At 46.9% G+C, this 19,042-nt stretch carries 19 protein-coding genes; 4 read left to right on the forward strand and 15 right to left on the reverse strand.

The annotated features are described in order from the left end of the window. Positions 1-12 precede the first annotated feature (12 nt). The 3 genes from NSQ29_RS25110 to NSQ29_RS25120 form a co-directional block, all read right to left on the reverse strand. Positions 13-1,350, reverse strand: a complete 1,338-nt coding sequence (locus NSQ29_RS25110) for a glycoside hydrolase family 30 protein (RefSeq protein WP_341126366.1) — start codon at positions 1,348-1,350, stop codon at positions 13-15. 305 nt (positions 1,351-1,655) lie between these two features. After that, positions 1,656-2,675, reverse strand: coding sequence for a LacI family DNA-binding transcriptional regulator (locus NSQ29_RS25115; RefSeq protein ID WP_042184444.1), 1,020 nt, complete (start codon positions 2,673-2,675; stop codon positions 1,656-1,658). Positions 2,676-2,727: 52 nt separating this feature from the next. Then, a complete protein-coding gene (locus NSQ29_RS25120) occupies positions 2,728-3,210 on the reverse strand; it encodes a hypothetical protein (RefSeq protein ID WP_339268436.1) in 483 nt (160 codons plus the stop codon). A gap of 362 nt (positions 3,211-3,572) precedes the next feature. On the opposite strand from NSQ29_RS25120, the gene NSQ29_RS25125 reads away from it, so the two are divergent. Further along, positions 3,573-4,298, forward strand: coding sequence for an HNH endonuclease (locus tag NSQ29_RS25125; protein WP_339799988.1), 726 nt, complete (start codon positions 3,573-3,575; stop codon positions 4,296-4,298). A 102-nt stretch (positions 4,299-4,400) separates the two neighbouring features. Here the strand turns inward: NSQ29_RS25125 and NSQ29_RS25130 are convergent, their stop codons facing one another. Further along, complete coding sequence (locus tag NSQ29_RS25130; protein WP_042184438.1) at positions 4,401-4,598, reverse strand: YwbE family protein; 198 nt, start codon at positions 4,596-4,598, stop codon at positions 4,401-4,403. A gap of 61 nt (positions 4,599-4,659) precedes the next feature. Here NSQ29_RS25130 and NSQ29_RS25135 point away from each other — a divergent pair, with 61 nt between their 5' ends. After that, positions 4,660-4,962, forward strand: a complete 303-nt coding sequence (locus tag NSQ29_RS25135) for a hypothetical protein (RefSeq protein WP_042184436.1) — start codon at positions 4,660-4,662, stop codon at positions 4,960-4,962. Between the two features lie 28 nt (positions 4,963-4,990). Here the strand turns inward: NSQ29_RS25135 and sdaAA are convergent, their stop codons facing one another. The 3 genes from sdaAA to NSQ29_RS25150 all read right to left on the reverse strand — a co-directional run bounded on the left by sdaAA (position 4,991) and on the right by NSQ29_RS25150 (position 7,458). Then, positions 4,991-5,869 (reverse strand): L-serine ammonia-lyase, iron-sulfur-dependent, subunit alpha, encoded by an 879-nt coding sequence (gene sdaAA / locus NSQ29_RS25140; RefSeq protein ID WP_341126367.1) that lies wholly within the window; start codon positions 5,867-5,869, stop codon positions 4,991-4,993. Further along, positions 5,866-6,576 carry an L-serine ammonia-lyase, iron-sulfur-dependent subunit beta gene (sdaAB, locus tag NSQ29_RS25145; RefSeq protein WP_339244491.1) on the reverse strand — a complete coding sequence of 237 codons (711 nt, stop codon included), beginning with the start codon at positions 6,574-6,576 and terminating at the stop codon, positions 5,866-5,868. The genes sdaAA and sdaAB overlap by 4 nt, the downstream gene beginning before the upstream one ends. A gap of 300 nt (positions 6,577-6,876) precedes the next feature. Next, positions 6,877-7,458: a DUF4269 domain-containing protein gene (locus tag NSQ29_RS25150; protein ID WP_076285195.1), complete on the reverse strand. Its 582-nt coding sequence runs from the start codon at positions 7,456-7,458 to the stop codon at positions 6,877-6,879. Between the two features lie 129 nt (positions 7,459-7,587). On the opposite strand from NSQ29_RS25150, the gene NSQ29_RS25155 reads away from it, so the two are divergent. Beyond that, on the forward strand, positions 7,588-8,487 hold the full coding sequence (locus NSQ29_RS25155) for an SDR family oxidoreductase (RefSeq protein WP_341126368.1): 900 nt from the start codon (positions 7,588-7,590) through the stop codon (positions 8,485-8,487). A 32-nt stretch (positions 8,488-8,519) separates the two neighbouring features. Further along, positions 8,520-8,975, forward strand: coding sequence for a hypothetical protein (locus NSQ29_RS25160; protein ID WP_094874201.1), 456 nt, complete (start codon positions 8,520-8,522; stop codon positions 8,973-8,975). Between the two features lie 7 nt (positions 8,976-8,982). Here NSQ29_RS25160 and NSQ29_RS25165 read toward each other — a convergent pair whose 3' ends face one another. The 8 genes from NSQ29_RS25165 to NSQ29_RS25200 all read right to left on the reverse strand — a co-directional run bounded on the left by NSQ29_RS25165 (position 8,983) and on the right by NSQ29_RS25200 (position 18,851). Next, positions 8,983-10,605 (reverse strand): NAD(P)H-hydrate dehydratase, encoded by a 1,623-nt coding sequence (locus NSQ29_RS25165; RefSeq protein ID WP_341126369.1) that lies wholly within the window; start codon positions 10,603-10,605, stop codon positions 8,983-8,985. 46 nt (positions 10,606-10,651) lie between these two features. After that, positions 10,652-11,284, reverse strand: coding sequence for an NAD(P)-dependent oxidoreductase (locus NSQ29_RS25170; protein WP_076300111.1), 633 nt, complete (start codon positions 11,282-11,284; stop codon positions 10,652-10,654). Between the two features lie 217 nt (positions 11,285-11,501). Next, positions 11,502-11,915, reverse strand: a complete 414-nt coding sequence (locus NSQ29_RS25175; RefSeq protein WP_341126370.1) for a GNAT family N-acetyltransferase — start codon at positions 11,913-11,915, stop codon at positions 11,502-11,504. A 245-nt stretch (positions 11,916-12,160) separates the two neighbouring features. Next, the gene (locus NSQ29_RS25180) at positions 12,161-13,300 is read right to left on the reverse strand and encodes a glycoside hydrolase family 88 protein (protein ID WP_379424940.1); all 1,140 of its coding nucleotides are present in this window, start codon (positions 13,298-13,300) and stop codon (positions 12,161-12,163) included. Between the two features lie 43 nt (positions 13,301-13,343). Beyond that, on the reverse strand, positions 13,344-15,299 hold the full coding sequence (locus NSQ29_RS25185; protein ID WP_340973888.1) for an alginate lyase family protein: 1,956 nt from the start codon (positions 15,297-15,299) through the stop codon (positions 13,344-13,346). Between the two features lie 79 nt (positions 15,300-15,378). Then, positions 15,379-17,001, reverse strand: coding sequence for an extracellular solute-binding protein (locus NSQ29_RS25190; protein WP_341126371.1), 1,623 nt, complete (start codon positions 16,999-17,001; stop codon positions 15,379-15,381). Between the two features lie 58 nt (positions 17,002-17,059). Further along, complete coding sequence (locus tag NSQ29_RS25195; RefSeq protein WP_341126372.1) at positions 17,060-17,920, reverse strand: carbohydrate ABC transporter permease; 861 nt, start codon at positions 17,918-17,920, stop codon at positions 17,060-17,062. Positions 17,921-17,930: 10 nt separating this feature from the next. Continuing rightward, positions 17,931-18,851, reverse strand: coding sequence for an ABC transporter permease (locus tag NSQ29_RS25200; protein ID WP_231573375.1), 921 nt, complete (start codon positions 18,849-18,851; stop codon positions 17,931-17,933). Positions 18,852-19,042 lie beyond the last annotated feature (191 nt).

The raw sequence follows: 19,042 nt of genomic DNA on the forward strand, positions 1-19,042 counted from the left end.
GTTGTAGATTATTTATGAAATCAAATGCGTTACGATGGAATGAGGCGATAGCTCGCTGCTTGCAATCTCTTCGCCTAGACCTAGCGTTACACTGTGCACTTCTTCACTTTCATTCATCAGTACGACAGCAATACTACCGTCAGGATTACGGAATGCTGTGGTTAAGATACCTTCCGCTTCAGATGTAAATCCGATCCGTACTGCACCTGGCGCAATGAATTTACTGAAATGCCCAATGTAATAATAGGAGCTGTTATAGTGCACTTCATCCGTTGTAGTATCTGCAATAATCGGCGCATCGCAGAGATTGCCTACATGGTTAGGACCTCCAGTCTCATCCAGTACCAGGTTCCAATCCAGGTATCCTTCTGTCCACGCATTGAGATCTCCAATCATGTTTCTGCCGTAACGTTCGCCTGTAAACCATTCTCCCAGCTTAACGCCGCCCTCTTGGCAGCCCTCTGTGAACAACAAATGCTTGTCAGGAAATAAATCATGTACCTTTTCTACTTTGTCGAACTCCTCGCCTCCGTACCAGTGAATACCTGTACCCCACACATACTTTGCAGCTTCAGGATCAGATAATACTGCCGAAGCACGCTCGACCATAATATCGCGGTTATGATCCCAGATTACAATGTTCACATCTGAATGGCCGGTCTGATGCATCACCGGTCCAAGATAATTTTTAACAAAATCCCGTTCCTCTTCCGCACTATAAATACATGAATCCCAGACCTGAACGGCAGCCGGCTCATTTTGCACGGAAACTGCCCAAATCGGTACTCCCTCTTTTCCATAAGCTTCAATGAATTTCGTATAGTAGCGTGCCCAAACTTCTGCGTATTCCGGCTTCAGTGATCCACCGTTATTCATTTCTCCATTTGTTTTCATCCATGCCGGAGGGCTCCAAGGAGAAGCCAGCATCGTGAATGCACCGCCTCTTACTTCCATGGCGTCTTTTATCAGCGGAAGTACCCACTTATGGTCATGTGAGATATCAAAAGTAGCTAGCTCTGTGTCATGATCAGCAACATAAGTATAATTGCCGAGGGCAAAATCACAGCTGTGAATATGAACACGCCCCATGCTATAGCCTAATCCCTCTACTGGATGGAAGTACCGATGAATAACCTCTGCTCGTTTCTCGGAGCTCAGACGTGACAACGTATACGCAGCAGCTTCAGTGAAAGCGCCGCCAAATCCAATCATCTTTTGAAACTCCTGCTCTGGCTTAATCTCCACATCGGCAGACCCAGATCCTACTCTTGCGCTAAAAACAATTGCATCTTTTGGAGTTAAGCGTTCCCCTGTATCTTTTGCAGTTACCACAGTTTGAACTTTTGCCATTTCATCCATCTCCTCTGAATTGTTTTCTTACCAAAGCACTAGTCTTTACTGGATCATCTTCCGATGTTATAGATTCGGAGCAATGAGCCATCAGATCGAAATAATCGAAACCGGTTTCGATTATTTCGAAAAAAAATGATCTTCCAAATCAATTGAAAGAGCATTTATAACAATGAGTCTATTATAGCTCCATCTCACTACATAAGATGTGCCAAATACCACTATCTCATCTCATAAGAACAATTGAAAGCTATACTGTCTTTTACTTTAGCAGGACTCTTTTCAGTTCGTCAAGATTTATCAGACTACTTTCCGCTAATCGGAGGTGCACAGGATTCCCGTTCAACCACTTCCACCGGAACTAAAATCGCTTCCTTATCTAATACTTTACCTTCAATTGATGTTAAAAGAATGTCCGCCGCTTGGCTTCCAAGAAGCTCCGTATCCTGACGCACCGTTGTCAATGCAGGTGTAACGTACTCGGCAAGATCGATGTCATCGTAACCCATAACTGAAATATCCATCGGTACGGAAAGTCCACTATCTTTAGCGGCCATAATAGCCCCTAAGGCTAGTAAGTCACCGGAAGCAAAGACGGCGGTTGGACGTTCAGGGAGCTTAAGAAGCTCCAGCATCGCGTTATAGCCGCTTTCTCGAGAATAAAAGGCTCCGTTTACAACATAGGACTTAGGTACTTTAAACCCTCGCTGCTTCATAGCGGTCTTGTAACCCAACTCCCGCATTTTACCTGGAAATGTATTCATGCCTCCGGAAATATGGGCAATCTTGCGATGCCCCAAAGAGGCTAGATACTCCACTGCCAGCTGGGCTCCAGAAGTATTATCTGAGCATACCGTATGCGTCTCAGAAGTCTCGAAATCCATAATAACGGTAGGAATATCACTCTCAAGCAGTTCACGGAAATACGGATCCTCATAATCGGACAAGAAGACAACAACGCCGTCTACGCCACGAATCCTGCAATTCTCTAAATAACCGCTTTGCTTACCACCGACATCTTTAGAGATAAACATGAGGGCATAACCCTTTTCAACAGCAACCTTCTTAAAGCTTTCGATCACAGCGCTGAAAAAAGGATGGCGAATACCAAATCCCGTATTCTCTACGAACAGCACGCCGATGGTCCACGATTTCTTAGTGGTCAATGTACGGGCATGTGAATTTGGCAAATACCCCATTTCTTGGGCAACCCGGAATATTTCCTGACGAGTTTTCTCACGTACATCGGAATAATTATTAAACGCCTTAGAAACCGTTGTTGGAGAGTAACCGGTTCTTTTGGCAATATCGTATATCGTTGTCAAATCGGCTCGCTCCTTGCCCTGACAAATGAAATGCCTTTTGTTCACTGCAATTTTAACGTCTTTCCGTACCGCCGTCCAGCGAAAAGTAACTTTGTACAGAGGGGAGTAGTGTAACGGTCTGAATCAACAGCCCTAGACTCATATAGATCAGATGTATCATTGCAACACTATTCAGCATGTACGTCTGCACCGTTATCCAAATGATTTGCCCAAACCCGATATACAGAGACAAAGCCCAGAAGCTATATAATTGCTTGAACGGATTTAATCGTTCCACCAAGTGCCACTGAGGTCTCTTGACCAGACCATAAACAACGAGGAGGGGCAGTAATCCAAATACGATAAATAGCAGAATACCCGGGAATAAAAAATCAGAGAATGGCGATCTTTCCAGCATAGAAGTCGGCATTTTCATTAGATCCCCGCTTGGATCTATTACAAGAGCACCGCCCCCTCCTAACGCTCCAACCCCCAAAAAAATAAGAAGAATATACAGCCATGTTACTGTACCCGGCCTTCCCTTCGTTAATTCCATTTCACTTCCCCATTTCCAAATAAGAATTAGAGCAACCCTATCTAGATAACGAATCTGCCCTTTTTTCTATTTTACAAGTTTTCCCTGTTTATCACCGAGATGCATATCACAAATTTGGCTGTGTTTACGGTTTTTTTACGTACGATGTGAACAGCAGCGCTTTACGTTATACTAAGTTTAGAAGCTAACATTTCACTTAACGGAACTCATAAATAAACATCATTGAATCCAAAGCATAAACAACTTCTACGTCCTTATAAGCGAGAAATCCAAGACATAAATTATGGTGTGGAACTTATAGTTTATATTTCAAAAACAAGGAGACAGGACATGCGTACACATGCGCTGCACCTAACATATCTATGAACGATACCGACCTTCTATCTACCAAGCAGTGTGCTTATTGCCACAAGCTGAAGCCGCTCACAGAATTTCGCAGACGTACAGGAAAACGTTCCAAGGGGCAGTCACGCCGTGGTGCCTGCCGTGAATGTCGCAAACAACGGGAAACACTAAATATAAAACTCACAGCAAACCCCTTACTGGTGAAGCTTGATACGATTCAAACCCATCAGCACACTCTATTGGAGCGTCCCAAAGAGGGAAAGCCGTCTTCCGCTGCTGCTTCTTCAGGACAATCTAATCCGAACCGACGCGTACGAGGTTTGGAACAGCGAAGAAAAAGGCCGCATGCTCAAGGCACAAAGCTAAATCCCGAAGATCCAACCCAATTGATTCCTTCTACCAAAGGGATGATTCTAATGCGCGGTCATAGCGACAAGGGACGGCGTTGGCACCAGGAGATTGATCTAGCGCTTGCAATTACCCTGGTCAGGGAACATGCCGCTATCGTTGTAAACCGTCGAACGATTCGACGATTGTATAGTAATAAGGATTTTCGCGCTTATATACTAGCCAGAGACAATTACACCTGCTACTTCTGCGGCGCTTATGGGGACACCATTGATCATTTACTACCTCGTGCTAAAGGTGGTCATACAACCCCAGATAATTGCGTCTGCGCTTGCACGTTATGTAATCAGACTAAAGCTGATAAATCTGTTGAGGATTTTATGGGCCGAATATAACAACTTAAACCAAAAAGCCCTAATTCGTAGGTTGTTCTGTTTCCGTGAACAGAACAGCCTCCGAGATTAGGGTGCTTTTTAATATGGAGAAGTGTAGTTTATTTAGTTGCCTGTAATATTCTTAACTCGTCCTACCTGTCCGCTAGTCAATCTGACCTTAATGCCATGCGGATGCCGAGGCGAGTTCGTGAGAATATCTTTCACCGTACCGTGTGTTAGCTTGCCTGTAGGCTGATCCTGCTTAAGTACAATATCCACTTCAAGCCCAGGACGAATATCCGCTCTTACTTGTCCGTTCATGATGTAATCCCCTTTCATGGGTTATAATGTTGTCAACTACAATAGATAAGGATGAGAAGTTATGGCCTTCGGCATCAATAGAGAAGAATTATCCCGGTGGAAAAAAGCGGTCTCCGCAGGAGAGATCGCCTTCTTGACTCATTATTGGCTGGATCCACGCTTTCCCGGCATCACTACCGTCACCAAGGTGGGCTGTAGTGATCTTACCACACTGAAACACTGGTGCGAGGAGAACGGATTGCCTGCCCAATATATTCATAATCGTTCATCGTTTCCCCACTTTGACCTCATTGGACCTAGGCAGGCAGAAATCCTTCGACAAGAAGGTCAATGGGATCAGCTGGAACGTTTCAAACTGCTCTAAATACAAATTGTGATTTGAGACGTATTAATTACTTCTTTTTGCGTAAATCCTGCATGATTTTACGGCCGGTAGGTGTCTGTGCTAAACCGCCCCCTGCAGTCTCGCGGTGTTTCTCTGGCATAGCTGAGCCTACCTCGAGCATGACCTTGATAACTTCATCTGAAGGAATCACACTACGAACACCAGCCAGTGCCATATCTGCGGCGGCAAGTGCAGTAACTGCACCGAATCCGTTTCTAACAATACAAGGAATCTCAACAAGTCCGCCAACCGGATCACAAATCAGGCCTAAAGTGTTCTTAAGTGCTAACCCGACAGCATGCACTGCTTGTGCAGGCGTTCCGCCGCGTAGCTCGGTTAACGCGCCTGCGGCCATCCCAATGGCAGAACCTACCTCAGCTTGACAGCCGCCTTCCGCACCCGATACAAAGGAGTTATTGGCGATGACATAACCGATGGCCCCGGCTGCGAACAATCCGGATACCATGTAGTCATCATCCCAGCCAAACCGTTCCTGACAGCTGAGAAATACACCCGGAATAATCCCGCATGAACCAGCAGTAGGCGTCGCAATGATCCGGCCCATAGAAGCATTCACTTCGGATACAGCCAACGCGTAAGCCATAGCTTGACCTGCAGGTCCACCTAGGCATGGCTCATCAGCCGCGTTGTATGCTCCTACACGCTGGGCATCCATGCCTGTAAGACCGCTGCGCGAAGTTGTATCTTCATGCATCCCGCGATGAACAGCCTCTTTCATCACGCCATAATATTCACGCATCGTGGAAAATTCATGATCACTGGAACGTCCAGATTCCGCACTTTGCTCTTCGAGCATAAGTGCTCCAATCGTGAGACCACGTTCATCACACAATACAGCCAGCTCGCTAAGTGTTTGAAAATTCATGTTAAACTTTCCTTCCCCTTCTCATCTTGCTTACCTTCGTTTAAATTAACCAGCTTCACGGATTTCACAGCAGTGAGCGCTTTAAGCGCTTCAAGAAGCTCCGGTGTAGCCGCTTCATCCAGCTCCAGCACCGTTAAGGCTGCACCACTACGATTCTTACGATCGAGAGACATATGCCCTATATTAAACTGTCCGTTACGCATCACTTCCGTAACACTTGCCAGAACACCTAAATAATCCATATGATTAATCAGAACCGTCGGATAGATCCCCGTAAGCTTCACTCCAAAACCGTCGATATCAACAATCTCGATGTTTCCGCCACCAATAGATGTCCCTGTTAGCGTCAGTTCGCTTCCTGTTTCTTGTCCGATGAGATGCAGCTTAACGGTGTTTGGATGTGGGAACAGACCTGTTCCTTGCTTAAAAGAAACTTCCATCCCGGATTCGACCGCCAGTTCTAGGGAATCTGGAAGCCGATGATCGTCGGTAGTGAAATCAAGTAACCCTCCAACAATTGCCCGATCAGTGCCATGTCCCTGATAAGTTGCTGCAAAAGAACCGAAAAACGTTACTTCAGCCACACGCGGTACTTCACCCAACACCTGCCTTGCGGCCCTCCCGATCCGTGCCGCCCCAGCGGTATGTGAGCTTGAAGGACCGACCATCGCCGGACCAATAATTGAAAATACATCCTTAAAACGCATAAAAGACCTCCTGCCTGCAAGAATAGGCAATTATCGTACTCCTATATAGTATACTGCACTAGCAGTCGGAGTTCACCGTGACATTTGCTGTGATATCCAAATGCCTGACTTTGCGTATTCAAAGGCTAGTATTTCTATTTCATGTCTTGAGTATCACAAGATATCCTGGGAGCACAGCATAATTCCACCTCTATACTGCCAGCCCATCCCTTCCCAGAACCCTCTTCCATGTTCATTGGTTTCAATAACCATCAGGTGGCACTTGGCAATACCGGCTGCGCGGAGATTCTCAAGACAAGATCATACTTGTTCCCTCGCTTGAACAGAATGGCATAAAGCATGAAGAGCGCTCCGAGGAAGCTTTTCCAGCTCCAGCAGCGCTTCGTAAGGATCGCCCTCTAATCCCATAGCTTTCGCAAAGGCAGGCTCTGTCTTCCATCCGCTTGATTTTAAAAGAATGATCCGTTCGCGAAAATCATCATCCATCTGAGCTAAAATTTCAGCTTCAACGATCATATGCAAATAACCATTCTGGAGCTCCGTTCGCCTCGGCTGTCCAAACAGTTCGATAGGCCAGCCCTTTACCATAAAGTTAATTTTCGTTCGAGGAATCCCTTGAACCACTCGTGATTCGCTAACAAACCCCTCCATGGCTCCAAAATATCGAACAACTAGCGCCTTAAAATCCGCAGGATCATGAACCTCACATATGATATCCAAATCGCTGCCCTCCACTTGAATTCCAAGCGGTATTGTCCCAACCAACAAAGGGTTATAGTCCTTTAGCAAATTCATAATATCGAGCCCTAAAAGAAGGTTATAGACCTCTTTCTGAACCGCGGTTCCATGAATCAAATCATCGATATTTCGCCAATCATTCATTTTGGACAAGCGCCTCCTCCGACTCGGGTTTATAAACGCATATGTATGTATTGATGACAGCGCACGCTTTTCTGGGCGCATGCATAGAAATATACGGAAGGTAGAACGCAAGGAGGTTATTTCAAAAAAATGAATCCCATCTACCCCTATTATGGGGAGCGGACAGTATGTAAAGAACAGCCTATTGCTTTTCCTCCACAGCATCAAGATCGTCAACCGGGCCTGGAGAGTCTGATGAATCCTCGTCCCATCAGTGAAAACCCGGAAATTATCGGCAGTGGAAAACTGAAGGGAAAGGTTGCACTCATCACCGGAGGCGACAGCGGGATTGGTAAAGCCGCAGCCATTGCTTTTGCAAAAGAAGGTGCAGACATTGCTATAGCTTATTTATACGAAGCCTCAGATGCGGAAGTCACTCAAAAGCGGATCGAAGAATTAGGGCAACGCTGTTTAAGGATTGAAGTTGATTTACGCCATAAGGAGAATTGCTTCAGGGCTGTGGAGCATACGATCCGCACCTTCGGCAAGCTGAACATTCTGGTCAATAATCACGGGGTCCAATATCCACAAAAAAGTATTTTGGATATAACAGAAGAGCAATTGTACCAGACGTTCCAGACGAATATCTTTTCATTCTTTTACCTCACTCAGGCCGCACTTCCACATCTTAAAAAAGGTGCATCCATCATTAATACCGCTTCCATTACTGCCTATCAAGGAAATAAAGAGCTCATAGATTATTCCTCCACCAAAGGGGCGGTGGTCTCTTTTACCCGCTCTTTAGCCTTATCTCTCGTAGACGCTGGCGTCCGAGTCAACAGTGTAGCTCCCGGTCCGGTATGGACCCCACTGATTCCCTCAAGCTACTCTGCAGAGGAAGTTAGTATCTTTGGTACAGATACACCCTTTAAACGTGCTGCACAGCCTTATGAGCTAGCAGGAGCATATCTATTTTTAGCGGGCCCTGATTCTTCATATGTTACCGGGACATGTATACATGTCAACGGTGGAGATATGGTCACCAGCTGATACACAACACACCACGAGAGGAATGTATACCTATGAATAAGATGCCCGATTATGATATTCCTTCAGTCCGTTTAACAAGCGGAATGTATGCCTTAACAAAATTAGCCTGCGCAGGGCTAACGTACGTCCTTATCTCTTTACTTATGCTTGGGTTTCCACAACATAACGGCATACCAGAGGGTTGGCCACTTTCGATCCCCTATGCGATTTACGCTTATGGACTACCAGCCGCACTAGTAGCCGATGTTCTGCTGCGCCTCCTGCGTTCCACTTCCCACATCGTTTCCCTTGTTGTATACGTAGCCGCAGGTTTCGGTGCAGGTCTATGGCTGGCAGCAGAACAAGGTGCAGAGCTACTGCTGTGGGGCTTGGCTGGAATTTTGGGACTGTTGCTGCTACGAGTGACGCAACTGGGTGTAGAGCGTTCCCCTCTGTTACTGCCTGTGTTTGCACTATTTCTTCCGCTGCTCTGCTTGCTGCTGCTATAAGCTGCACTCAGAGTGCTTCTATGATATCACCGGCAATGATAGCCGCTGGATTATTCCGCTGACGGGCGGCTCTCTCCCCTGCTAATCCGTGTAGATATACACCAAAAGCTGCTGACTGCGCCTCATTCAGTCCCTGAGCCAGCAGGCTGGAAATGATGCCCGTTAGCACATCACCGGCTCCACCAGTACCCATGCCGGGATGGCCTGTGGTGTTTACATAAGCTTGCCCTTCAGGCGTTGCTATAACCGTATGTGCTCCTTTTAATACAAGCGTAACCTTATGCTCTTTCGCATATCCCATAGCCAGACTGATGCGGTCCCGTTGTACCTCAGCTGTTGTTATACTAGCAAGACGGGCCATCTCACCTGGATGAGGCGTCAGAATCACCGGATGGCGTCTACTTGCCCAGCTCTTGTAATCAGCGTCAGCTAATATATTTAAAGCATCCGCATCGATCACCAGAGGACAATCCGTCCCTTCCCAGAGATTGCGAAGCCATTCTGTATCAGCCTCGAATCGACCAAGTCCGGGACCAATGGCAAGAACATCTCGTTCTTTACTTAGCTTCAGTAGCTCTGAAACGCTCCCTGCTTGCCAGGTTCCATCTTCATTGCCCCCAACATCGGCTAACATGAGTTCAGGGGCAGAACCGATGATACAGGGCAGCAGCTTCTGAGGAAGCGCCCATGTCACTAATCCGCAGCCTGCCCGGAGTGCAGCACGGGCAGAGAGCAGTCCGGCGCCGCTCATTCTTAAGGTGCCGGCTGCAAGAAGGACATGCCCATAAGTACCCTTATGGCCTTCAGGCGAACGCCGGCGGGCCAGATCTACGCCCAGATGGGCATGCAGCACTTCCGGTGTCAGCAAGTGAACCTGCACACCGCTTTCAGGGGCCAAAGAAGACGGAATGCCGATGGCCCGGACCTTCACATGCCCCGCTGCGCCTGCACCGGGGTATTGCAGGAGGCCTCGCTTGAGAAACGCGAGGCAAACCGTCACCGACGCATGAATGCAAGGCTCATGCGTCTCACCGGTGTCCGCGTTCAGACCACTCGGGATGTCCGCGGACACGATCACTTTGCCGCTGCTATTCGCTGCGGCAATCAGCTCCGCATAGGCACCGCGAGGGGCTCCCGCGGCGCCGGTGCCGAGCAGCGCATCCAAGATGCCGCTGCACTCGGCAAGGTCCAGCCGATCCCTGCCGTATACCACGGCAGGAAGGCCCATAGCTGCAGCCGCATCGCGCTGCAGGGCGGCCTCGCCGGAGAGCGACTCCGGCGGCACCGCATAAACGAGCGTGACGGCGATGCCGGTCTCGCGAAGATACCGTGCGGCGGCGAGGCCATCGCCGCCGTTGTTGCCTTTGCCGACGAGGATGAACCATCGCTCGGTGGCGGCATTGTCCAAGGTCAGCGCATGATCTGCGCTGACCTGAAATGCATCCTTCCCAGCGTCTTCCCATCCGGCTGCATTTCTGCAGCCCTCTCCACCTCTCCGCCGGCACAGCGCAACGATCTCCTCTGCGATCACTCTTCCCGCATTCTCCATCAGCGCAATAGCTGGAATCCCCAGCCGCTGGATTGTTTCTCCGTCCAGCCGCCGCATTTGCTCAGCAGTTACCAGATACATGGTTCGGCCCCTTTCCGCTACACTTCAATCCACAACTAGCTTGATATCAATATGCTACAGTAAATCTCGTCCGGCTAAAATTCCCTTCCTCCAGCTCGTCCACCATAGCTACAGCAAAATCCTCAACACTGATAATACTTTCGCCGTTCTCATCAAAAACGAGACGGTCGAGTCCAATGCGAAATTGACCTGTACGTCGACCGGAATGAACTACCGCAGCAGGACTGGCATACGTATAATCCAGTTCTGTGTTTTTGTAAATTTCATAAGCTTCCGCATGTGCCTCTGCCAGTGGTCTAATCTGTGCAGGAAAATCTGCCGTATCCATCAACAGCTCTCCTGATTCAGTCTTCAAACTCCCTGCACCACCCACAACTAACAGTCGATTTAGCCCAGCTTCTTGCATTCCCTCTACAATTGCCTTAGCTGCTGTTATCAAATCCTTCTCTTGGCCGAGTGCTGGACCGTATGCACTGATTACCTCTTCATGTCCACGGACTGCAGCTGCGACTGAAGCAGGATCTAGAACATCTACAGTCGTGATGTGCAGACGTTCATGTTCAAGGGTTACTGATTCTGGAGTCCGTACCGCAGCTGTTACCTCATGTTTTCTTTTTAAAGCCTCCTGTACAATCGCCTTTCCAATCGTTCCTGATGCACCCAATACTACAACATCCATCTGTTTTTTCCTCACTTTTTCGGGGTAAGGCCAGCGTGCGGCCTTCCTGCTTATTTATATTTTTCAATACTCGTCTCAATAGCCTTTCCCTTACAACCTTTAATCATTATTTATCCCCTGCGGTCCATTTGAAATCAAATCGCATCCGTTAACTTCCAAACGAAAAACCCCTTCACCAATACAAGGGGCACTCTCTACTAAGTAGCATGTCCTCACATTAAGGACGTAAAAACATTCCCTGAGAACGTGGCATGACCGATTCAAAGCCATATTGTGCATACAATTTAGAGGCTTCCCCATCCGCGATTAGACTGACATAAGCCTTGTCCGGTACAGTATGAAGAAAATCCCTGATTTCCCCCATGATCAATTTTCCTAAACCGCGACCCTGATAAGAAGGCTTCACTGCGATATCCGTAACCTGAAAAAAGCATCCCCCATCGCCAATCACCCTGCCCATCCCGACCAAGGTATCTTCCTCATACAAGGTTACTGCAAAAATAGAACGAGGCAGCCCTATCGCAGCCCCTTCTTCACTCATTGCACTCAGACCGGCCTCTTTTCTCAGTGCTAAATACTGTTCCCCTGAAGGACATTCATGACGTATATCCAGCTTTCCTGTTGTCCCCATACCTTTCTCCTCCTAGCATCCTACAATAAAATAGAATTAGCGCCGTCCAGCATTGCTGTTCCAACTATATACGACTCAATGGTGCACAGGCAAGACTTGCCTCCGTCGAATATACAATAGCCGCCTGGCACATAGGCTAGGCGGCTTTTTTTATCAATAATTTTCATTATTATGAAGTGTTATCTTCTTATTAAAAAGGCGATTACTCCCAATATTCTGGTTAACTGATCTGGTATATCGTTTTACTACCACAAGAACAAGTCGTTCCCCTTTAACTTAAAAATAGCTTCCATAAAATAATAATCGCCATAAATGATTGAAACATGAATGTCTTTATGATGATACGCTGCTGAACCGCCCATTAAAAGATGATCGGAATCGGTCGTCCAGTCGCAGCGAGTAGCGTCCACTTTTTTCACGAGCTTCAGCGCGGCGTTCAGGTAGACCTCCTTTTCGTGCTCGCCAACAACTTGGGCGATCTCGATCAGTCCGCAAGCTGCGATCACCGCTGCCGTGGAGTCTTCGTAAGCGGGCTCCTTCGGTTGCCGGAAATCGATTGGAATAACCCCGTTATCCGGAATATTAGCCATAAAATAATGCGCCACCCGTTTGGCTGCCTGCAAATACTCCGGCTTTCCCGTATGCGTATAACTGATCATAAAGCCGTATAAAGCCCAGGTCTGCCCACGTGTCCAGGACGAGCCATCCTCGTAGCCTTGGCCGCCGTAAGTTCGGACCACGCCTCCATGGAACGGATCAAACTCCACGATATGATTCACGGACCCGTCCGGCCTGATAAAAGCTTCTAGAGCGGTGTCCGCATGCCTCATTGCGATTTGCGCATATCGCGGATCTTTAGTCTCTTCGCTCGCCCAATAGAGAAGCGGTAGATTCATCATGCAGTCCACGATCGCCCACCCTCTTGTATCTTCGCTGGCCGTATCATCGTTCCAAGCGCGGATAAATCCGCCTGCCAGATTAAATCGTCCAGCAAGTAAGTTGGCGGCGTGCATTGCCCTCTTACGAGATTCCGGATTTCCGGTAACTTTATAATTGGCCAAGCTCGTAGGCAACCACATAAATCCGACATCATGATGCAGACCGTAGAATTGATGGAAGCAGGCATCCAATGCATCCTCCGTAAAATTGGCGATTTCCTTGTACTTCTGAGCGCCGGTTTCATGGTACATGAGCCACATCATACCGCCCCAAAATCCATTCGTCCACCAGTTGATATCTTTTTCGATCTGATTATCGTGCGTGCCATTTCTTGTCGTGTATGGAATTTTGTTTCTTGATCGTTCACATACGACGTCCATTTTGTCCGTTAGTTTAGCTATGACATTATCTACCCAAATTTGATCATCAGCCTGAAGGTTCAACAATCTGCTCACTCCTATTTTTTAACTTTCTAAGGGTCACCCCTTTTCAAGCCCGTTTGCTTATGTGCATATCTCTTTCGTTTATCGAAACCAAGTACTGATCTCCAATCTCGAAGCTAAATACACCTTCCTCTTCTTCAATAATCTGAACGGCAGGCTGTTGCCCCCCTTGAAAAGGAATAAGCACGGTCAAGAAAGTCATAGTACCGCTGTACCTATCCTGAAAGCGGACCCTTGTCGAAGGCCTTGAGATATCGGTCTCATCGGACAGCCTTCCCTCCAGAAGATCCAATTTCCCCGTATGGCTTGTCGCAATCGCCAGATTTGCAATATCGCTAGTCCCAATCACGCCGCCTAGGCTCTCTTTCACCTCGACAAAATCCAGATGGAAATAACGCTGAACGCTACGATCATTTAGTCCTTCTACCCGATCTGCAATAACAATGAACCGATTATCGACTAGTGAAATATGCCGATGATGGACAACCGGATCATAGTTTGTATGGCTGGCGCTGGCGAGCTGGTAGAAGCCTCTATCCTCTACATTGTAGATTCCACCAGGCTTTTGTGGCCCAAATGTAAAGGAATTAATATACTCGAAATGATCTCGCTCATCGATCAGCAGCGTAGAGTGATAATTCGAGCTCTTAAACTGCTTACGGTCCTCATCATTCCGATAACAAAAAAATCCGGGATCGCAAATCATGTCTTTTCCGAGCGCCGTAAAATCAAAGCTCATCAGATCGATATGGGCATGGGCATTCTGAATCGGGCTTTTACATGTAAACAAAAAACTGAGAGCCTTCGAATCCCAGCCACTGCGGATAATTGCTTGATCCAATGTACGATTCCAGAATGTCGTGGGCTTATCCAATACAAACTCTCTATCCTGCAAGGAATACAGCTCCTCCACAAATTGGCGGACATCGAGCGCTCTCCATACATGCTTACTAGCTTCCCTTACAACTTCGTGTACATCAATCAAATTCGTTGCAAGCCCTAGCCAGGAGCTATCATTCAAGGCATAATACCCATAAACGCCAGACATTACCGCAAGCGGATTTGCAAAAGAGTCTCCGACAGGTACACATTTCCCGGTTGGTCTTAACGAGTAGATCGAGTAATCCAAATTCTTTCTGAACCGTCCCATGTACTCCGCAGAGAACTCAAAATCGAAACGTTTAGCCAGAACGACAGCCAGCCCGAACCAGAACATGCAGCCATTATGATACGATGGACAGCCTTCAATTTGACCGCCATCCTCTGTCAGTTGCGCCATGCTGCACTTTTCGATGCCCTCTATCGCAAAAGCCTTCCATTCCTCGGCTTCTTTCAGCTCGGGAAAGTAAAGAGCAGTCGTCAGAAGGCCCAAACATTCCATTAAATAATGGTTATGATCCGCTTTAGGCCACAGCTGAGGAGACACGTTACGCAAAGCTTTTACTTGCTTGTAAATGACTGTTAAATACTTCTCCAAAATTTCTTCCGTGAACAACTCCGAAGGGCCTAGATGCTCCAGAACAAGCGGCCAAATTTTGTAGCCCCGGATACCAATCTCCAAAACCCTCAGCGGATGGCATTCCGTAAAATAGCCAATCGGCTTAGCCAGTAAGTCCTCAGGAATAGTGACCGTTTCGATCCAGTCCAGCATTTCATCGATGACCTTGAGTCCGTATTTCGCGTCCTTGGTGAGCGAGTAGGCTTCCAGTAAATCCTGCCAATGCGTCATGCGATTCAGCTGCCATAAATATTCATTGTCATTATGTCTGCGCTCTAGCCAGCTAGGCGGATTCCCGACAAACTCTCTGACTCCCCCTGTACCAGGAAGCATGATCATTCCTTGATAGGCGAATTCGGCATTCGCAATCGTCTCGCGCACGTGATCAGGCATATGTGCTGCGATATAGGCGGCTTTCTCGTCCATCGGCTCAAGCCGTGAGCGCAAGTTAGCTAACAGCTCCGTCGTAGTCATCGGCTCTTTCAGCAATGATTGCAGATTCATTTATTCATCTCCATTATGTTATTTTGAATTCGAAATGCCCCCTCCGAAATCATCAAGACTCCGGAAGGAGCGATTCCAGCTATTTCATGTAACGGTCGTATGCACCTTGCTCCAGAGCAAGCAAATCCTTGATGCCCAAGCTTTCCAGCTCTTTAATATACTTGCTAAATGTCTCATCGTTTACTGGTTCCACGCCGAGCACCCAACGCTGCAGCTTTTCCTCCACATAAGTCAGTACGCCCGCATTTAACTCCTCAAATTTGGTCCGTTCATCATCTGTATAAGAAATCGGCGGATAAGCCTTCATAATATAGCCATTGTCAATGTATTCCTTGATGCCTTTCAACGCAGTTGCGTTTGTCCATTGTTCTTCGTAAGCGTAGTCTTGATGGAAGGCGAGCTCGATCTGGGCTCCCTCTTCCTGAAGCTGTTGAATGACTGTCTTTTCTTTATTTTTCAATAATGAATCTTTAAACTTCGGTTTGCCGTCCACGAGGTCGTAGTCCTTACCTTCGATGCCAAAGTTCATCAGTCTCCGACCCTCTTCGGAAAACCAGAAATCCATATATTTGATCGCTTCTACGGGATGCTTGGTAGTCGCCGAGATTCCCCATCCGCTTGCATGCGTCCCCTTGCGAGAACTTTCTTCGATTACTTTGCCTTCAGTGTTCGCTGGAGGCGTCATCGGAACAAAAGAGAAGCCTGGAATCTCAGTCGCAAGAATGTCATTGAAGTTAGCTGTGCTGGCGAACCAGTCGTGCGTCATGCCGCCGACATTGTCTCCGAGCAAAATGTTACGCGCCTTCTCTCCGCGGGTGAAAATTTCTTTATCGATTAAGCCTTCCTTATACCACTTCGCAATATTTTCGATGGCAGTCTTATAACCCGGCTCATACATGCCGTACTTGACGACACCGTTATCCGCGTAAAATCCGCGTTTGGCCGCATCGGCCCCGCCTTGCACGCCCCACTGAATCAGTAGATCGTAAATTCCATCCAGCTTGGATCGGCTGAAGTATGGGATTTCATCGTTTACTCCATTACCGTTCGGATCTTTTTCTTTGAAGGCTTTCAAGAGCGCATACAGCTCATCTACAGTTTTCGGCTGCTCTAGTCCCAATTTATCCAGCCAATCCTGACGTACAAACCAGCCCCTTGCAGCCGGTCCATCTGGCGTAAAGTTAAGGAAATACGTTTTGCCGTTATAGGCTTTCATATATTTAGCTGCATCTGGATGTTCGGAAAAGAACTTTTTAATGTTCGGGGCATATTTTTCAATCAGGTCATCTAGCTGAAGAAAGGCCCCTTCAATCCCAAGGCTGTCGTACTGCTCCTTAATTTGATGATGGACCAGATCCGGAATTTTTCCGGAAGCCATCATTGTATTGAACAGTTCTTTACTATTCGTCGAGGCCTTAGATGCAGTACCCTTTAGCTTAATATTGGTCATGGCTTCCGCTTCTTTGAAGACGGGCCAGTTATCGTCGAATATAAACTTATCTGAGTAGTGCATATGGAGCGTCAGTTCAACCGGCTCTTTAGAGATTAAGTTCCCGGATAGTTGTTCTGTATCCGACCCTTTTGAATCATTCGCTGAACTTCCACTATTTTGCGGAGCGTTATTGTTACTACAGCCTGCCAGCAGCATACCGACTGACATCATGATTATTGCAGATGATTTCATCCATTTTTTGTTACCCATATTCATGACCTCCCAATATTGGTTTCTTGATTTCATAGTAAAAGGATTGAAGTAGCCATTAGCCTTTGACGGAACCGATCATGGCGCCTTTGACGAAATATTTCTGAATGAAGGGATAAGCTGCAACAATCGGTATAATGGAGACGATAATAGTTGCATAAATGATCGTTTCCTTAGAATATACCGCCATATTCCCCATTTCGTCGCTCACGTTCATTTCTACGATGAGTTTCTTTAGCAAGACTTGTAGCGGTACCTTACTCTCGTCGCTCAGTAGGATCATCGTCCAGAAATAGCCGTTCCAGCGGTGCACCGCATAGAATAATCCGATCGTTACAAGAGAGGCTTTGGACAGCGGCAGATACACCTTCCATAAAATCGTCAGATCATTTGCTCCGTCAACCTTTGCCGCTTCCTCGAGTTCCTCCGGAATACTCTGGAAGAACGTTCTCATGAGGAAGACATAGAAGGTCGTAATCGCGAAACCGATAATGATCGTAAACCTGTTGTCAAGCATGTTCAAATCTCTAAAATTGAGATACATCGGAATCATGCCCGGTTGGAACCACATTGTCAGCGCGATAAAGAAGCTGATGGCCGTACGCCCCATAACCCGTTTCTTGGACAGGGCATAGGCGCCGCAAATGGTGAGAATTAAATTGACGATTACGCCGAATATCGTGTAATAAAACGTGTTAAAATAGGCAATCCAAATCCCCTTTTCCGATAATACCTTTGCATAGGAGTCAAAGTTAATATCGCGCGGCAGCAAGATCACCTTGCCGGTAACGACCGCATCAGAGGAGCTGATGGATGCGGATAAGACATAGACAAACGGATATAATGCAAACAAAGCGATTATTCCAAGAAATACACAGTTAAAGATATAGAACAGCTTTTCGCCTCTGGTTTTTTTCATCTTCCATCACCTACCATAATCCAGTCTCTGTTAACTTCTTGCTCATCTTGTTGGCAAATACGACTAGAATAAATCCAACGACGGCATTGAACAGTCCCACCGCTGTCGCCAGGTCGTAACGTGCATCCTGTAAACCGGACCGGTACACGTAGGTGTTAATAACGTCGGCCGTCTCATAGGTGGCTGGCTGATATAGAAGAATGATCGCCTCATAGCCTACTTCCAACATGGAGCCCACCTTCATGACAAGCATGATTGCGATCGTCGGAATGATGGCAGGAAGCGTGATATGCCACATTTGCTTCCATTTATTAGCTCCATCGATAACCGCTGCCTCATACAAAGCCGGATTGACACCGGACAATGCAGCTATATAGATGATGGTACCAAATCCCGCTTCCTTCCAAATATCCATGGACCCGATAAAAATCGTACGGAAATAATCGGGATTGGTCAGAAAGTATTGCTTTTCTCCACCCATCATTTCGATCAGGATATTGATAATGCCGTTGCTAGGAGCCAAAAAGTTAGTAACGATCCCAGCTACGACAACGACCGAAATAAAATGGGGCAAATACGTGAAGGTCTGCACCGTTGCTTTGAATACCCCATTCTTCAATTCGTTAAATAACAAAGCGAGGATAATCGGCACAGGGAACGCAAACAGCAATTGATACAAACTGAGCAATACTGTGTTTTTTAATAGCCGCCAGAAATATGGACTTTTAAAAAAGGTCTCGAAGTGTTCAAATCCAACCCAGGGACTCGCTTCAATTCCTTTATATACACTGAAATCCTTAAAGGCGATTTGCAGGCCGTACATCGGCTTATACGCAAAGATGATATACCAAGCCAGAAACGGTATCAGGAGTAGATAAAGATAACGGTCCCTGATCAGGTTGGTTTTTATTTCTTTAAAGTTAAGCAGCACTCTCTTCTCCTCTCGCAACGATGTTTAGCTGATCCCCTCAGGAGCGCTCCCAATTGAAAGGTCAGCGTTGCAATTTAAACTATAGGAATGAATGTAAGCGCTGTCTATCGCCATTATTTCATCTAGCGGCAACTCTTTATGTCTGGGTTCATAATGTGCATTATTTTATGTATCAACAATTTCTCGTTATA

The sequence above is a fragment of the Paenibacillus sp. FSL F4-0236 genome (genome assembly GCF_038000135.1).
Taxonomy (GTDB): domain Bacteria; phylum Bacillota; class Bacilli; order Paenibacillales; family Paenibacillaceae; genus Paenibacillus_AQ.

Bases quoted from the DNA above. Each gene is read 5' to 3' on its own strand.
- NSQ29_RS25185 (WP_340973888.1), bottom strand. From the start codon at position 15,299: ATGAATCTGCAATCATTGCTGAAAGAGCCGATGACTACGACGGAGCTG.
- NSQ29_RS25190 (WP_341126371.1), bottom strand. From the start codon at position 17,001: ATGGGTAACAAAAAATGGATGAAATCATCTGCAATAATCATGATGTCA.
- NSQ29_RS25195 (WP_341126372.1), bottom strand. From the start codon at position 17,920: ATGAAAAAAACCAGAGGCGAAAAGCTGTTCTATATCTTTAACTGTGTA.
- NSQ29_RS25160 (WP_094874201.1), top strand. From the start codon at position 8,520: ATGAATAAGATGCCCGATTATGATATTCCTTCAGTCCGTTTAACAAGC.
- NSQ29_RS25130 (WP_042184438.1), bottom strand. From the start codon at position 4,598: ATGAACGGACAAGTAAGAGCGGATATTCGTCCTGGGCTTGAAGTGGAT.
- NSQ29_RS25165 (WP_341126369.1), bottom strand. From the start codon at position 10,605: ATGTATCTGGTAACTGCTGAGCAAATGCGGCGGCTGGACGGAGAAACA.
- NSQ29_RS25150 (WP_076285195.1), bottom strand. From the start codon at position 7,458: ATGAATGATTGGCGAAATATCGATGATTTGATTCATGGAACCGCGGTT.
- NSQ29_RS25120 (WP_339268436.1), bottom strand. From the start codon at position 3,210: ATGGAATTAACGAAGGGAAGGCCGGGTACAGTAACATGGCTGTATATT.
- NSQ29_RS25155 (WP_341126368.1), top strand. From the start codon at position 7,588: ATGAATCCCATCTACCCCTATTATGGGGAGCGGACAGTATGTAAAGAA.
- NSQ29_RS25135 (WP_042184436.1), top strand. From the start codon at position 4,660: ATGGCCTTCGGCATCAATAGAGAAGAATTATCCCGGTGGAAAAAAGCG.
- sdaAA (WP_341126367.1), bottom strand. From the start codon at position 5,869: ATGAATTTTCAAACACTTAGCGAGCTGGCTGTATTGTGTGATGAACGT.
- NSQ29_RS25110 (WP_341126366.1), bottom strand. From the start codon at position 1,350: ATGGCAAAAGTTCAAACTGTGGTAACTGCAAAAGATACAGGGGAACGC.
- NSQ29_RS25125 (WP_339799988.1), top strand. From the start codon at position 3,573: ATGAACGATACCGACCTTCTATCTACCAAGCAGTGTGCTTATTGCCAC.
- NSQ29_RS25170 (WP_076300111.1), bottom strand. From the start codon at position 11,284: ATGGATGTTGTAGTATTGGGTGCATCAGGAACGATTGGAAAGGCGATT.
- NSQ29_RS25175 (WP_341126370.1), bottom strand. From the start codon at position 11,915: ATGGGGACAACAGGAAAGCTGGATATACGTCATGAATGTCCTTCAGGG.
- sdaAB (WP_339244491.1), bottom strand. From the start codon at position 6,576: ATGCGTTTTAAGGATGTATTTTCAATTATTGGTCCGGCGATGGTCGGT.